Below are 12,638 nucleotides of genomic sequence, written 5' to 3'. Positions count from 1 at the left end.
TTGGCCTCGGGTTAATGTTGCTTCACACCGACGCGGGGTGGAGCAGCTCGGTAGCTCGCTGGGCTCATAACCCAGAGGTCGCAGGTTCAAATCCTGTCCCCGCTACGAGAGCGAAGGGCCCGGATCCTCAAGGATCCGGGCCCTTCGTCATGTGCGGATACGTGCGGACGGTCGTGCGGGATCCGGAAGGGCGCCACGCCGGATGGCGCCCTTCCGTGGTCAGGCCGCGCAGTCGGGGCAGATCCCGCGGTAGGTCACCTCGACCGCGGAGACCGCGAAGCCGAAGCGCTCCCGCGCGGGCAGGCCGGCCAGCAGGTCGCCGACGGGGTGGACGTCGCGGATCGTGCCGCAGCGCGCGCACACCAGGTGCTGGTGCGCGTGGTGCGCGTTCGGGTCGTAACGCTTCGCCCTGCCGTCCGTGCTGACCTCGATCACCTCGCCGAGCGAGACCAGCTCGCCGAGGGTGTTGTACACCGTCGCGCGGGAGATCTCGGGCAGACGGTCGGCCGCCAGCGCGTGGACCTCGTCGGCGGTGTAGTGCACGTGGTCCCCGTCGAGGACCTCGGCGACGACACGCCGCTGCGCGGTCAGCCGCCAGCCGCGTCCCCGGAGCCGTTTCAGCAGGTCACTCATGCCATTCACCTATCAGTCAGATAAGGACAAGGGTAGCAGTGGCCGGATCCATGACCGGAACCGATATCAGTCTCCAGCTCTTCTTGACTTAGACAAAGTCCAATGTAGGATCGAATCCGATCGATTCACCGAGGAGGCGCACGTGACGGTCCAGGACAACACCACGGCTCCGCTGACCACGGAGTCCGGGGCTCCGGTGGCGGACAACCAGAACAGCCAGACGGCGGGCGCCGGCGGTCCGGTCCTGATCCAGGACCAGCACCTGATCGAGAAGCTCGCCCACTTCAACCGCGAGCGGATCCCGGAGCGGGTCGTGCACGCGCGCGGCGCCGGTGCGTACGGCACCTTCACGCTGACCCGGGACGTCTCCCGGTGGACGCGCGCGGCGTTCCTGTCCGAGGTCGGCAAGCAGACCGAGACGTTCCTGCGCTTCTCTACGGTCGCGGGCAACCTCGGCTCGGCGGACGCGGTGCGCGACCCGCGCGGCTTCGCGCTGAAGTTCTACACCGAGGACGGCAACTACGACCTGGTCGGGAACAACACCCCGGTGTTCTTCATCAAGGACGCCATCAAGTTCCCCGACTTCATCCACACCCAGAAGCGCGACCCGTACACGGGTTCGCAGGAGGCCGACAACGTCTGGGACTTCTGGAGCCTGTCGCCCGAATCCACCCACCAGGTGACCTGGCTCTTCGGCGACCGCGGCATCCCCGCCTCGTACCGCCACATGGACGGCTTCGGTTCGCACACCTACCAGTGGAACAACGCCGCGGGCGAGGTCTTCTGGGTCAAGTACCACTTCAAGACCGACCAGGGCATCAAGAACCTGACCTCGGAAGAGGCCGAACTGCTCGCGGGCAAGGACCCGGACAGCCACCAGCGCGACCTGCGCGAGGCCATCGAGCGCGGTGACTTCCCGACCTGGACCGTGCAGGTGCAGATCATGCCCGAGCGGGACGCGGCGCACTACCGCTTCAACCCGTTCGACCTGACCAAGGTCTGGCCGCACGAGGACTACCCGCCGATCGAGATCGGCACGCTGGAGCTGAACCGCAACCCGCGGAACGTCTTCGCCGAGGTCGAGCAGTCGATCTTCTCCCCGGCCCATCTGGTGCCCGGCATCGGCCCGTCCCCGGACAAGATGCTGCAGGGCCGTCTCTTCGCGTACGGCGACGCCCACCGCTACCGCGTCGGCATCAACGCCGACCAGCTGCCGGTGAACCGCCCGCACGCCACCGAGGCGCGCACCCACGGCCGCGACGGCTTCCTGTACGACGGCCGGCACGCGGGCGCCAAGAACTACGAGCCGAACAGCTTCGGCGGCCCGGCGCAGACCGGCCGGCCGCTGTGGCAGCCGTCCCCGGTCGGCGGTGTCACCGGTGACCACGAGGCGCCCTCGCACGCCGAGGACGACGACTTCGGCCAGGCGGGCGCCCTCTACCGGCTGATGTCGGAGGAGGAGAAGGAGCGCCTGATCGCCAACCTCGCGGGCTTCATCGCGCGGGTCTCGCGCGAGGACATCGCGCAGCGGGCGATCGAGAACTTCCGCAAGGCGGACGAGGACTACGGCAAGCGACTGGAGGTCGCGGTTCAGGCCCTGCGCGGCTGAGGGCCGCTTGCCGTACGAACCGGAGAGGCCGGACGCCAGTGGGCTCCGGCCTCTCCGTGTTGCCCGTGCCGCCCGTGCCGCCCGTGCCGCCCGTGGCGTCAGGCCGGCGCGGGCTGCGGGGCCGGGGTCCAGCAGCGGATGATGTCGCGCACCGAGACCACCCCGACCGGGGCGCCCGCCTCCAGCACGACGAGGTGGCGGAATCCGCCCCGGCTCATCGTGTGGGCCGCCTCCTCCAGGGTCCACCCGGGGGTGGCGAAGACGGCGTCGGCGGTGGTGTGGGCGTGCGCGGTCTCATGGTCCGGGTCCTGGCCCGCGCCGAGGGAGTTGAGGATGTCCCGTTCGGTGAGGATGCCGAGGCCGCTGGTGTCGGGGTCGAGCACGATGGCCGACCCGACCCGGCGCGCGGACATCAGCCGGGCGGCCTGGCGGAGCGTATGCGCGGGGCCGATGGTGAGGACCACCGAGCTCATGGCGTCTCGCACGTGCAGGGGCATGGACGGAGCCACCTCCTTGGGGGGAATCCGCGCGTCGCGTTCGAGAACGGATTCACAAGTTCACAAGGCTCTGGATTCTCATGTTCACATGCTCCGGTGGGCCCAACAAGGGCGCGCGGAAGCCGATCTACCGCTTAGCGCGCGCCCATACGCTCCGGTTGACAGCCGTACGGCTCCCGGTCACTACCGCAGGTAATCCAGCATGGCGCCGTGCAGCAGCCCGTTGGACGCCGCCGCGTCGCCGCTGTTCGGGCCCGGTACGCCGTCGAGCCCGGTGAAGCGGCCGCCCGCCTCCTGGACGATCACCGCGTTCGCCGCCATGTCCCACAGCGACAGTTCCGGCTCGGCGCACAGGTCCACCGACCCCTCGGCGACCATCATGTACGGCCAGAAGTCGCCGTAGCCCCGGGTGCGCCAGCAGGCGCGGGTCAGATCGAGGAAGCCGTTCAGCTTGCCGCGCTCCTCCCAGCCGCTGATTGAGGAGTACGCGAACGACGCGTCCCTCAGCTCGGCCACCTTCGAGACGTGCAGCCGGTGCGCCGAGGTCAGGCTCCGGCCGCTGTAGGCCCCGAGTCCCTCGGCGGCCCACCAGCGGCGGCCCAGCGCCGGTGCGGAGACCACGCCGACCACCGGCCGGTCGCCGCCCGCGCCGCGCTCCATGAGCGCGATCAGGGTGGCCCAGACCGGAACCCCGCGCACGTAGTTCTTCGTGCCGTCGATCGGGTCGACCACCCAGCGGCGCGGGCCGGTGCCCTCGCTGCCGAATTCCTCGCCGAGGACCGCGTCCCGCGGGCGGGCGCGCTGGAGCTGCGAGCGGATCAGCTCCTCGGCCGCCTTGTCGGCCTCGCTCACCGGCGTCATGTCGGGTTTCGTCTCGACCTTGAGGTCGAGCGCCTTGAAGCGCTCCATGGTCGCGGCGTCGGCGGCGTCGGCCAGTACATGGGCGAAACGCAGGTCATCGTGGTAGTCGGCCATGGCCGAACAGTATCGATCCGCACCAGGGCGATCCACCGGAGGCTCTTGACAGTGTCTGGCGGGCCGTCAATTCTGTGCACGCGGAAAGGCCTGGGAGGCGACGATGCCCGCAGCGCGTGAAGCCTTGCTCGACGCGGCCTTCGCGGCCCTCGCGCGCCGCCCGTGGGCCAGGATCCGGATGACCGATGTCGCCGCGTCGGCCGGGGTGTCGCGGCAGACCCTCTACAACGAATTCGGCGGCAAGGACGGCCTCGCGCGCGCCCTGGTGCGGCGCGAGGCCGAGGCGTACCTCAGCGGCGTCGAGCGGGCCCTGACCGGGGTGCCGGGCGCCGCCGGGCCCGGTGAGCGGCTGGCGGCGGCGGCCGTGTGGACCGTCCGGGCCGGGACCGAGAACCCGCTGGTGCGGGCGGTGCTCACCGGCTGCTGGAACGAACGGCTGCCGTCGCCGGCGCGCCCGGCCCCGCTCGGCGGCCCGCCGCGCTCGCGCCGCGCCGCCGCCGTCGAGCCGCTGCCCTCGCCCGTCGATCTGCTGCCCCAGGCGCGGGACCGGGCGGTGCGGCTGCTGGCGGCGGAGTGGCCGCCGGGCGGGCCGGTCCCGCTGGCCCGGGCCTGCGACACGGCCGCGCGGCTGGCGCTGTCGTACGTCATCGCGCCCGCGCCCGCCGTGGAGGTGGCCGGCGCGGTACGCGGCGCGCTCGGCGCCCGGGACGGTCAAGCCCTGACCGGCACTAGTGCCCCGAGCCGGAGAGCTGGAGGCCCACCACGCCGATGATCACCAGCGTGATGGAGACGATCTTCAGCACGGAGACCAGGTCGTCGAGGAAGACCATGCCGTAGATCGCCGTCCCGGCCGCCCCGATGCCCGTCCAGACCGCGTACGCGGGTCCCACGTCGAGCTTCTTCAGGGACAGCGTCAGCAGTCCGAAGCTGCCGAGCGCGAACGCGCAGAACGCGACCGTCGGCCAGAGCCGGGTGAAGCCGTGCGAGAGCTTGAGGCAGACGGCGAAGCCCGTTTCCAGAATCCCGGCGACCACGACCAGCAGCCACGCCATGCAGGTGTCCTCCCGTACCGTCCGACGGCTGCCTTCGCCTGGTTGTCCTTCGCCCGGGTTGTCTCGGTGGTGCGATTATCCCTTTACCTCACCGAGTGGGCGGCAAACGTGGCCGTCGGCGGTGGCCCGGGCCGGGTCAGTCGCCCTCCCGCCGTTCGCGGGTGGCGAGCAGCCTCCGCAGGGAGTACAGCCGGGCCGGATCGGCGTGGCCGTCGGCCACCCACTGGTCCAGGGCGCAGTCCGGCTCGTCGTGGCTGCAGGCGCGCGGGCAGTCGTCGGTGCCGGGCTGCAGATCGGGGAAGGCGTGGATGACCCGTGTCGGGTCCACATGGTGCAGCCCGAAGGACCGCACGCCCGGTGTGTCGATCACCCACCCCTTGTCGTCCGGAAGGGGCAGCGCGAGCGCCGAGGTGGTGGTGTGGCGGCCGCGGCCGGTGACCGCGTTCACCCGCCCGGTGGCCCGCTTGCGCTCCGGCACCAGGGCGTTGACCAAGGTGGTCTTGCCGACGCCCGAGTGGCCGACGAAGACCGTGATCCGGTCCGCCAGCCGCTCCCGCACCCGGTCCGCGGCCTGTCCGCCGGCCAGTTCGTCGCGGTTGGTGACGACATAGGGCACGCCGAGCGTCCGGTAGGTCTCCAGAAGGGCGTCGGCGGGCGCCAGATCGGACTTGGTGAGGACCAGCAGCGGCTCGAGCCCGGCGTCGAACGCCGCCACCAGACAGCGGTCGATCAGCCGCGGCCGGGGCTCGGGGTCGGCGAGGGCGGTGACGATGGCCAGCTGCTCGGCGTTGGCGACGACCACCCGCTCGAACGGGTCGTCGTCATCGGCGGTCCGGCGCAGCACCGAGGACCGCTCCTCGACGCGCACCACGCGCGCGAGGGTGTCCTTGGCGCCGGACAGATCGCCGACGACCGCGACCCGGTCGCCGACCACGACGCCCTTGCGGCCGAGTTCACGGGCCTTCATGGCGATGATGGTGCGGTCCCCGACGAGGACATGGAGCCTGCCGCGGTCGACGGTCAGGACCATGCCCTCGGAGGCGTCCTCGTGTTTGGGGCGGATATGGGTGCGCGGACGGTTTCCCTTGCGGTTCGGGCGGACCCGTACGTCGTCCTCGTCGGTGTGCTTGCCATAGCGGCGCATGGCGGAACGCCCTCAGGCTCCCCGCGCCGCGGATGGTGCCGCGTCGAGCATTCCGGTCCACAGGCCGGGGAAGTCCGGCAGGGTCTTGGCCGTGGTCGCCACGTTCTCGATCTGGACGCCCTCGACGGTCAGGCCCAGGACCGCGGCGGCGGTGGCCAGCCGGTGGTCCTCGTAGGTGTGGAAGATCCCGCCGTGCAGCGGGCGCGGGTTGATCCGCAGCCCGTCCTCGGTCTCCGCGACGTCGCCGCCGAGTTCGTTGATCTCCTTGGTGAGGGCGGCCAGCCGGTCGGTCTCGTGGAGCCGCAGATGGGCGATGCCGCGCAGGACGGACTCGGAGTCGGCCAGCGCCGCGACCGCCGCGATCACCGGGGTCAGCTCGCCGACCTCGTGCAGATCGGCGTCGATGCCGGTGATCCGGCCGGTGCCGGTGAAGGTCAGCCCGGCGTCGGTCAGCTCGCAGGAACCGCCCATGTCGGTGAAGATCTGCCGCAGCGCGTCACCGGGCTGGGTGGTGTGCTCGGGCCAGTCCGGGATGGTCACCCGGCCGCCGGTGACCAGGGCGGCCGCCAGGAACGGCGCCGCGTTGGACAGATCGGGCTCGACGACCAGGTCCCGGCCGAGCAGCGCGCTCGGCGCGACCCGCCAGACGCCCGGCTCGCCGCCCGCCTCCGGGGTGTCGACCCGCGCGCCCGCCGCGCGCAGCATGTCGACGGTCATCCGGATGTGCGGCAGGGAGGGCAGCGCGGAGCCGACGTGGCGCACCTCGACGCCCTGGTTGAAGCGCGGCGCGGACAGCAGCAGCGCGCTGACGAACTGGGAGGACGACGAGGCGTCGATGCGCACCGGGCCGCCGTCCAGCGCCCCGCCGCCGTGCACGGTCATCGGCAGCGCGCCGCGGCCGTCGTCGTCGATGCGGGCGCCGAGCGAGCGCAGCGCGTCGATCACGCCGTGCAGCGGGCGCTCGTGCGAGCGCGGGTCGCCGTCGAAGCGGACGGGGCCGTCGGAGAGGGAGGCGACCGGCGGCAGGAAGCGCATCACGGTGCCCGCGTTGCCGACGTCGATGGTGGCCGGGCCGTGCAGTCCGGCGGGGATGACCCGCCACGCCTCGCCGCCGCCGGAGCCGCCCGCGCCGAAGGCACCGTCGGAGACCGTCTCCTCGATGCCGACGCCCATCGCGCGCAGCGCGTCGGCCATCAGCACGGTGTCGCGCGAGCGCAGCGGCCGGCGCAGCCAGCCGGGCTCGGCGGCGAGCGCGGCCAGGATCAGCCCGCGGTTGGTGACGGACTTCGATCCGGGCACGGTGACGGTCGCGTCGACCGCCCCGTCAGCGGTCGGGGCGGGCCAGAGGGCGGTGTGGTCGCCCGGGGAAGTCTCAATGCCGGTCATGGGTCTCACTTTAGTGGTTCACCGAGAGTGCGAATCTTGATCAAAAGTGGCGAAACCCAGTCGAAACACAGCGCTGGTACAGGCGGTGGAGGGGTGCGCCGAGGGTGTGTACGGGTCAGAGCCGCAGCAGCCAGCGGCCGCCGCCGATCAGTGAGCACAGCGAGACGACGTGGAAGAGCAGCAGCCACACCACGGCCGGCACGTTGGTGAGCCGGGCCAGCTGGTCGGGGTCGGAGTCGTACGCCCCGCCGCGCCGCCGCTTGCCCTGGAGCTCGAACGGCGGACGGACGCCGCCGATCAGCAGGAACCACACCACGCCGTACGCGAAAGCGGCCTGTACGTCCGGCTCGGTCAGCCAGGAGACGAGGAAGAAGGCGGCCCCGGCGGTGACGACCGTGAGCACGCCGTACGCGTTGCGGATCATCACCAGCATCGCGGCGAGCAGCGCCGTCGTGCCCCACAGCAGCGCGGTGATGTGGTTCGCGGCCAGCAGCCAGGCGCCGAGCAGTCCGATCAGGGAGGGCGCGGTGTACCCGGCGGCCGCCGTGAGCACCATGCCGATGCCGGTGGGCTTGCCGCGCGAGACGGTCAGCCCCGAGGTGTCCGAGTGCAGCCGTATGCCGTCCAGGCGCCGCCCGCTGAGCAGCGCGACCAGTCCGTGACCGCCCTCGTGGGCGATCGTGATCGCGTTGCGGGATATGCGCCAGGAGGTGCGGAAGACGACGACGGCGAGGGCTATCACTCCGGTGGAGGCGACCAGCCACAGCGTGGGGTCGGGCTGAGCGCCCACGACCCGGTCCCACAGATCGGCGGCGTTCGTTGGATCCATGTGCGGGCGGCTCCTCGCGTCGGTTGGCGTCGTGGCAGTGTGGCACCTATGTGCGGTCGATACGCAGCGAGCCGGAGACCCGAGGATCTCGTCGGGCTCTTCGGGGTGGAGAAGTGGGAGCCGGAGGAGGCTCTGGCGTCGGACTGGAACGTCGCGCCCACCAAGGACGTGTACGCGGTGCTGGAACGCCCGCTCAAGGGCCCCGGGGCCGAAGCCGCCGGGCCGCGGCCGGTCCGCCAGCTGCGGGCGCTGAAGTGGGGCCTCGTCCCGTCCTGGGCGAAGTCCCCCGAGGGCGGCCCGAAGATGATCAACGCCCGGGCCGAGACCGTGCACGAGAAGCCCTCGTACCGGCGCCCGTTCGCCTCGCGCCGCTGCATCCTGCCCGCCGACGGCTACTACGAGTGGGTCACCGGCTCGGGGGAGCGGCAGCTGGAGGAGAAGGGGAAGCGCAAACGGCCGCGCAAGCAGCCGTACTTCGTGACCCCGGTGGACGGTTCGGTCATGGCGATGGCCGGGCTGTACGAGTTCTGGCGGGACCGCACGCTGCCCGACGAGCACCCCCGCGCCTGGTGGGTGACCTGCACGGTGATCACCACCGAGGCGGAGCGGGAGCCATTCGCGGGCGGCGGCGTCGGCGCCGAGGGCGAGGGGCCGGGCTCGCTGGCCGATATCCATCCGCGGATGCCGCTCGTGCTCACCGAGGACCGCTGGGATTCCTGGCTGGATCCCGCCCGTACCGACCCCGAGGACCTGCGGCCGCTGCTGGCGCCGCCGCCCGCGGGGCTGCTGCGCGCGTACCCCGTCGCGACCGGGGTGAGTGATGTCCGTAACAACGGACCGGAGCTGCTGACGGAGCTGGAGGCTCCGGAAGAGGGCACCCTGTTCTGATGACGCGCACCCCCACACCAGGCACCACGCCCACCTCCGAGACCGTGCCGACCCCGGTCGGCGACGCCCGCATCACCTGGCACCACGCCTCCGGCGCGCACACCGTGCTGGCCGTCTCGCACGGCGCGGGCGGCGGCATCGAGGCGCGCGACCTGCGGGCGCTGGCCGCCGCGCTGCCGCCGCTGGGGGTGAGCGTGGCGCTGGTGGAGCAGCCGTGGCGGGTGGCGGGCAAGAAGGTCGCGCCCGCCCCCAAGACCCTGGACACCGGCTGGCGCGCGTTGTGGCCCGCGCTGGAGCGGCCCGGCCTGCCGGTCGTCGCGGGCGGCCGCAGCGCGGGGGCGAGGGTGGCCTGCCGTACGGGGGCGGAGCTGGGCGCCCGTGCGGTGCTGGCGCTGTCCTTCCCGCTGCACCCGCCGGGCAAGCCGGAGAAGTCCCGCGCCGAGGAGTTGCTGTCCACGGGCCTGCCGACGCTGGTCGTCCAGGGCGGCCGGGACCCCTTCGGCCGCCCCGGGGAGTTCCCGGCGCTGCCCAAGGGCACGGAGCTGGTCGAGGTGGCGCACGGCGACCACGGCTTCGCCGTGCCGAAGTCGGCGGACGTCACCGAACCCGAAGCCCTCGCCGTGATCACCGAAGCGGTGGGGGAGTGGCTGGTGCGGCTCGCGGGCTGAGCGCCGTGTGCGCGAGGTCACGGGAATGCGGGGTGGGGGGCTGGTGTTATACGCCTCGTAGGTACTGACCGCGATACGAGGCACCAGCACGAGGAGAGGGAGTTCCCCGCATGGGTTCGCTTGCTTGCCCGGCCCGCCCGCAGGCGGCTGACCTGGACTGGCGTCAGCTGGAGGCGGAGCAGACCGCGAAGATCGAGGCGGCGGGCGGACCGGATCGTCGTCTATTCTCCGATTCGAGCGGGTCCGCATCCGGCCCCGCCGCGGAAACGGAGGAGGTGGGTCAGGTCACTGGGACCGACGCAGAGACCGACGGCGTCATCGAGGGAGCGCCGGCCGAGCAGCGGCAGGAGACGTCCGCCGAGCGCAACGCGCGCTTCGAGCGGGACGCCCTGACGTACCTCGACCAGATGTACTCTGCCGCGCTGCGGATGACCCGTAATCCGGCCGACGCAGAGGACCTCGTGCAGGAGACGTACGCGAAGGCGTACGGGTCCTTCCACCAATTCCGCGAGGGCACCAACCTCAAGGCGTGGCTGTACCGCATCCTCACCAACACGTTCATCAACTCGTACCGCAAGAAGCAGCGCGAACCCCAGCGCAGCGCGGCCGAGGAGATCGAGGACTGGCAGCTCGCCCGCGCCGAGTCGCACATGTCGACCGGTCTGCGGTCCGCCGAGTCCCAGGCCCTGGATCACCTTCCGGATTCGGATGTCAAGGAGGCCCTTCAGGCCATTCCCGAGGAGTTCCGGATCGCGGTCTACCTCGCGGATGTCGAGGGGTTTGCGTACAAGGAGATCGCCGACATCATGGGGACACCCATCGGTACGGTGATGTCCCGCCTGCACCGTGGGCGCCGTCAGCTGCGCGGCATGCTGGAGGACTATGCCCGTGGGCGCGGGCTCGTCCCGGCGGGCGCGTCCGGTGCGGCGGCGGACGAGTCGCACGATCGGAAAGGCGCGGACTCATGAGCTGCGGAGAGCCGCACGAGACGGATTGCTCCGAGGTCCTCGACCATCTCTACGAGTTCCTCGATCGCGAGATGCCCGACGGCGACTGCGCCAAATTCGAGGTGCACTTCGACGAGTGCTCCCCTTGCCTGGAGAAGTACGGCCTGGAGCAGGCCGTGAAGAAGCTGGTCAAGCGGTGCTGCGGGCATGACGACGTGCCCAGCGACCTCCGTTCGAAGGTCATGGGCCGCATCGAGCTGATCCGGGCGGGGGAAGCCGTGCCGGAGCGCGAGCTGACCACGGAGACGGCGGACTCCCCCGAGGCGCGTACGCCCACCACCGCCCAGGAGTGACCCTGGCCCGCGGGGCGCGGGCGGTGTGCACCGAAGGTCCGATCATCACCCGAAGGGGTGCAATCGGGCGGTCCAGCCGCTCCCGCCCGCCGCATGCGGCCCTATTCTCCCCAATCTGACCCGCCCCTGACGTGGGGCGGCGACCGGATGCGGATGGGGAGGAGGGCGGTCGTTGCGGGCACTTCCTCTCGGGGCGCGCGCCTATGTGCTGAGCGCCGTGCTCGCCGGGGCGCTGTGCGCCGCCCCGGGCTTGCGTCCCCACACGGCCGTCCCCTGGGCCACGGTGATCCTGCTCGCCGCGGTGTACGCGGTGGGGTCCCGTACGGCGCGGGCCCCGTCCCCCGAATGGTGCGGCCCCGTCCTGCTGGCCGGGGCTTTTCTGCTGCCGCCCGCCGCCGCGGCGCTCGTCGCGGTGCCCGGGGCGTTGCTGGGCCGGGTCGAGCGGCACCCCGCGCCGGTGCGGCGCGCCTGGCGCGCAGCGCAGCTCTCCCTGGCCGTCTGGGCCGCCGCGTACGCCTTCCGGGCGCTCGGTGGCCCGTACGCCTTGCGCGCCGCCGAGAACCCCGGTGTGCCCGGTTTTCCGCGGGCCCTGGCCGCCGCGCCGGCCGCCGCGCTCGTGCTGGGGCTGGTCATCGCCGCGCTGGAGGGCGGGGTGCTGGTCCTCGCCGAGCGCCGCCCGGCCCGTGCCGCCTGGCGCGGCCGGCCCCTGAGCGCTCTGGCGCCCCAGCTGGTCCACGGGCCCGCCGGGCTCGCCATGGCGGTGCTGTGGCGCAGCCCGTACGGACCGGCGGCGGCCCTGCTGGTGCTGCTGCCGATGTACGTCTGCGCCTGCGTCTTCGCGCTCTGTCACCGCGAGCGCGCCGCCCACCAGGCCACCATCCGCGCTCTGGTCCAGGCGGTCGACATCAAGGACCGCTACACCCGGGGCCACAGCGAGCGCGTCGGCCGCGCCTCCGTGATGATCGCCCGCGAGCTGGGCATGAACGGCGACCGGCTGGAGGCCCTGCGCATCGCGGGCATCCTGCACGACGTGGGCAAGCTCGGCGTCCCCACCCGGCTGCTGCGCAAGAACGGTCCGCTGACCCCCGAGGAGCGCCGCGTCATCGAGCTGCACCCCGAATACGGCCATGAGATGGTGCGCGGTATCCGCTTCCTGGGCGAGGCGCGGACGGCCATCCTGCACCACCACGAGCGGCTGGACGGCAGCGGCTATCCGTACGGGCTGGCCGGTTCCCAGATCCCGGAGTTCGCGCGGGTGGTGGCGGTCGCGGACGCCTTCGACGCGATGACCTCGACGCGTACGTACAGCCGGGCCCGCCCGGTGGAGACGGCCGTCGCGGAGCTGAAGCGGTGCGCGGGCACGCAGTTCGACCCGCGCATGGTGCGGGCCCTGGCCCGCGCGCTGGACCGGCACGGCTGGCACGCGGCGGTCACCGCGGACGCCCGTGCGCAGGCCCGTACGGGGGCGGCGACGGGCGCCGCGCCCGCCGCCGACGAGCGCGGAAACGTCCCGCCGCCCCCGCTCGTACGCGCCGCCACCGCCCCGCGCGCCCCCGACGGCCCCCCGCCGCCGCCGCGGCCCCCAGGCCCCGGCGGCGCCCCGTGCCCCCCGCGCGCCGCCCCGGCGGGGCCCGCCCGGGTCCGGGCCGGGGGCGGG

General features: G+C 72.5%; 14 protein-coding genes and 1 tRNA gene. 8 read left to right on the top strand and 7 right to left on the bottom strand.

Annotated features, from left to right (window positions below; translation table 11 throughout):
• Positions 1-31: 31 nt before the first annotated feature.
• Positions 32-105: transfer RNA gene (locus ABZ562_RS13205), tRNA-Met, on the top strand.
• 114 nt (positions 106-219) lie between these two features.
• Here the strand turns inward: ABZ562_RS13205 and ABZ562_RS13200 are convergent.
• Positions 220-633, bottom strand: coding sequence for a Fur family transcriptional regulator (locus ABZ562_RS13200; RefSeq protein ID WP_361477488.1), 414 nt, complete (start codon positions 631-633; stop codon positions 220-222).
• Positions 634-775: 142 nt separating this feature from the next.
• On the opposite strand from ABZ562_RS13200, the gene ABZ562_RS13195 reads away from it, so the two are divergent.
• Positions 776-2,242 (top strand): catalase, encoded by a 1,467-nt coding sequence (locus tag ABZ562_RS13195; RefSeq protein WP_361477485.1) that lies wholly within the window; start codon positions 776-778, stop codon positions 2,240-2,242.
• Positions 2,243-2,340: 98 nt separating this feature from the next.
• Here the strand turns inward: ABZ562_RS13195 and ABZ562_RS13190 are convergent, their stop codons facing one another.
• Both ABZ562_RS13190 and hisN read right to left on the bottom strand, forming a co-directional pair.
• Entirely contained in the window at positions 2,341-2,733 is a 393-nt protein-coding gene (locus ABZ562_RS13190; protein WP_361477968.1) for a CBS domain-containing protein, read from the bottom strand.
• Between the two features lie 189 nt (positions 2,734-2,922).
• Entirely contained in the window at positions 2,923-3,714 is a 792-nt protein-coding gene (gene hisN / locus ABZ562_RS13185; protein ID WP_361477482.1) for a histidinol-phosphatase, read from the bottom strand.
• Positions 3,715-3,817: 103 nt separating this feature from the next.
• Between hisN and ABZ562_RS13180 the strand changes: the two genes are divergently transcribed.
• Positions 3,818-4,486, top strand: coding sequence for a TetR/AcrR family transcriptional regulator (locus ABZ562_RS13180; protein WP_361477479.1), 669 nt, complete (start codon positions 3,818-3,820; stop codon positions 4,484-4,486).
• On the opposite strand, the gene ABZ562_RS13175 is transcribed toward ABZ562_RS13180, so the two are convergent.
• The 4 genes from ABZ562_RS13175 to ABZ562_RS13160 form a co-directional block, all read right to left on the bottom strand.
• On the bottom strand, positions 4,443-4,766 hold the full coding sequence (locus ABZ562_RS13175; RefSeq protein ID WP_361477476.1) for a multidrug efflux SMR transporter: 324 nt from the start codon (positions 4,764-4,766) through the stop codon (positions 4,443-4,445). The two genes, ABZ562_RS13180 and ABZ562_RS13175, sit on opposite strands and share 44 nt — an antisense overlap.
• A gap of 136 nt (positions 4,767-4,902) precedes the next feature.
• Complete coding sequence (gene rsgA / locus ABZ562_RS13170; protein WP_361477473.1) at positions 4,903-5,910, bottom strand: ribosome small subunit-dependent GTPase A; 1,008 nt, start codon at positions 5,908-5,910, stop codon at positions 4,903-4,905.
• 12 nt (positions 5,911-5,922) lie between these two features.
• Positions 5,923-7,296, bottom strand: coding sequence for a 3-phosphoshikimate 1-carboxyvinyltransferase (gene aroA, locus ABZ562_RS13165; protein WP_361477470.1), 1,374 nt, complete (start codon positions 7,294-7,296; stop codon positions 5,923-5,925).
• Between the two features lie 115 nt (positions 7,297-7,411).
• Positions 7,412-8,125: a M50 family metallopeptidase gene (locus ABZ562_RS13160; RefSeq protein WP_361477467.1), complete on the bottom strand. Its 714-nt coding sequence runs from the start codon at positions 8,123-8,125 to the stop codon at positions 7,412-7,414.
• 48 nt (positions 8,126-8,173) lie between these two features.
• Here ABZ562_RS13160 and ABZ562_RS13155 point away from each other — a divergent pair, with 48 nt between their 5' ends.
• The 5 genes from ABZ562_RS13155 to ABZ562_RS13135 all read left to right on the top strand — a co-directional run.
• Positions 8,174-9,013: an SOS response-associated peptidase gene (locus ABZ562_RS13155; protein WP_361477465.1), complete on the top strand. Its 840-nt coding sequence runs from the start codon at positions 8,174-8,176 to the stop codon at positions 9,011-9,013.
• Positions 9,013-9,681, top strand: a complete 669-nt coding sequence (locus ABZ562_RS13150; protein WP_361477462.1) for an alpha/beta family hydrolase — start codon at positions 9,013-9,015, stop codon at positions 9,679-9,681. The genes ABZ562_RS13155 and ABZ562_RS13150 overlap by 1 nt, the downstream gene beginning before the upstream one ends.
• Before the next feature lie 110 nt (positions 9,682-9,791).
• Positions 9,792-10,649 (top strand): sigma-70 family RNA polymerase sigma factor, encoded by an 858-nt coding sequence (locus ABZ562_RS13145; protein ID WP_361477459.1) that lies wholly within the window; start codon positions 9,792-9,794, stop codon positions 10,647-10,649.
• Positions 10,646-10,981: a mycothiol system anti-sigma-R factor gene (gene rsrA / locus ABZ562_RS13140; RefSeq protein WP_361477456.1), complete on the top strand. Its 336-nt coding sequence runs from the start codon at positions 10,646-10,648 to the stop codon at positions 10,979-10,981. The genes ABZ562_RS13145 and rsrA overlap by 4 nt, the downstream gene beginning before the upstream one ends.
• Before the next feature lie 172 nt (positions 10,982-11,153).
• Positions 11,154-12,638: HD-GYP domain-containing protein (locus ABZ562_RS13135; RefSeq protein ID WP_361477453.1), on the top strand; the 1,485-nt coding region annotated here is incomplete at its 3' end.

The organism is Streptomyces sp. NPDC019937 (assembly GCF_040631655.1).
Lineage (GTDB): Bacteria > Actinomycetota > Actinomycetes > Streptomycetales > Streptomycetaceae > Streptomyces.
The sequence above is the reverse complement of the archived record's forward strand: the minus strand, read 5'-3'. Positions and strand labels throughout refer to the sequence as shown.

Bases quoted from the DNA above. Each gene is read 5' to 3' on its own strand.
- ABZ562_RS13155 (WP_361477465.1), top strand. From the start codon at position 8,174: ATGTGCGGTCGATACGCAGCGAGCCGGAGACCCGAGGATCTCGTCGGG.
- aroA (WP_361477470.1), bottom strand. From the start codon at position 7,296: ATGACCGGCATTGAGACTTCCCCGGGCGACCACACCGCCCTCTGGCCC.
- rsgA (WP_361477473.1), bottom strand. From the start codon at position 5,910: ATGCGCCGCTATGGCAAGCACACCGACGAGGACGACGTACGGGTCCGC.
- ABZ562_RS13200 (WP_361477488.1), bottom strand. From the start codon at position 633: ATGAGTGACCTGCTGAAACGGCTCCGGGGACGCGGCTGGCGGCTGACC.
- ABZ562_RS13145 (WP_361477459.1), top strand. From the start codon at position 9,792: ATGGGTTCGCTTGCTTGCCCGGCCCGCCCGCAGGCGGCTGACCTGGAC.
- ABZ562_RS13150 (WP_361477462.1), top strand. From the start codon at position 9,013: ATGACGCGCACCCCCACACCAGGCACCACGCCCACCTCCGAGACCGTG.
- ABZ562_RS13180 (WP_361477479.1), top strand. From the start codon at position 3,818: ATGCCCGCAGCGCGTGAAGCCTTGCTCGACGCGGCCTTCGCGGCCCTC.
- ABZ562_RS13160 (WP_361477467.1), bottom strand. From the start codon at position 8,125: ATGGATCCAACGAACGCCGCCGATCTGTGGGACCGGGTCGTGGGCGCT.
- hisN (WP_361477482.1), bottom strand. From the start codon at position 3,714: ATGGCCGACTACCACGATGACCTGCGTTTCGCCCATGTACTGGCCGAC.
- rsrA (WP_361477456.1), top strand. From the start codon at position 10,646: ATGAGCTGCGGAGAGCCGCACGAGACGGATTGCTCCGAGGTCCTCGAC.
- ABZ562_RS13175 (WP_361477476.1), bottom strand. From the start codon at position 4,766: ATGGCGTGGCTGCTGGTCGTGGTCGCCGGGATTCTGGAAACGGGCTTC.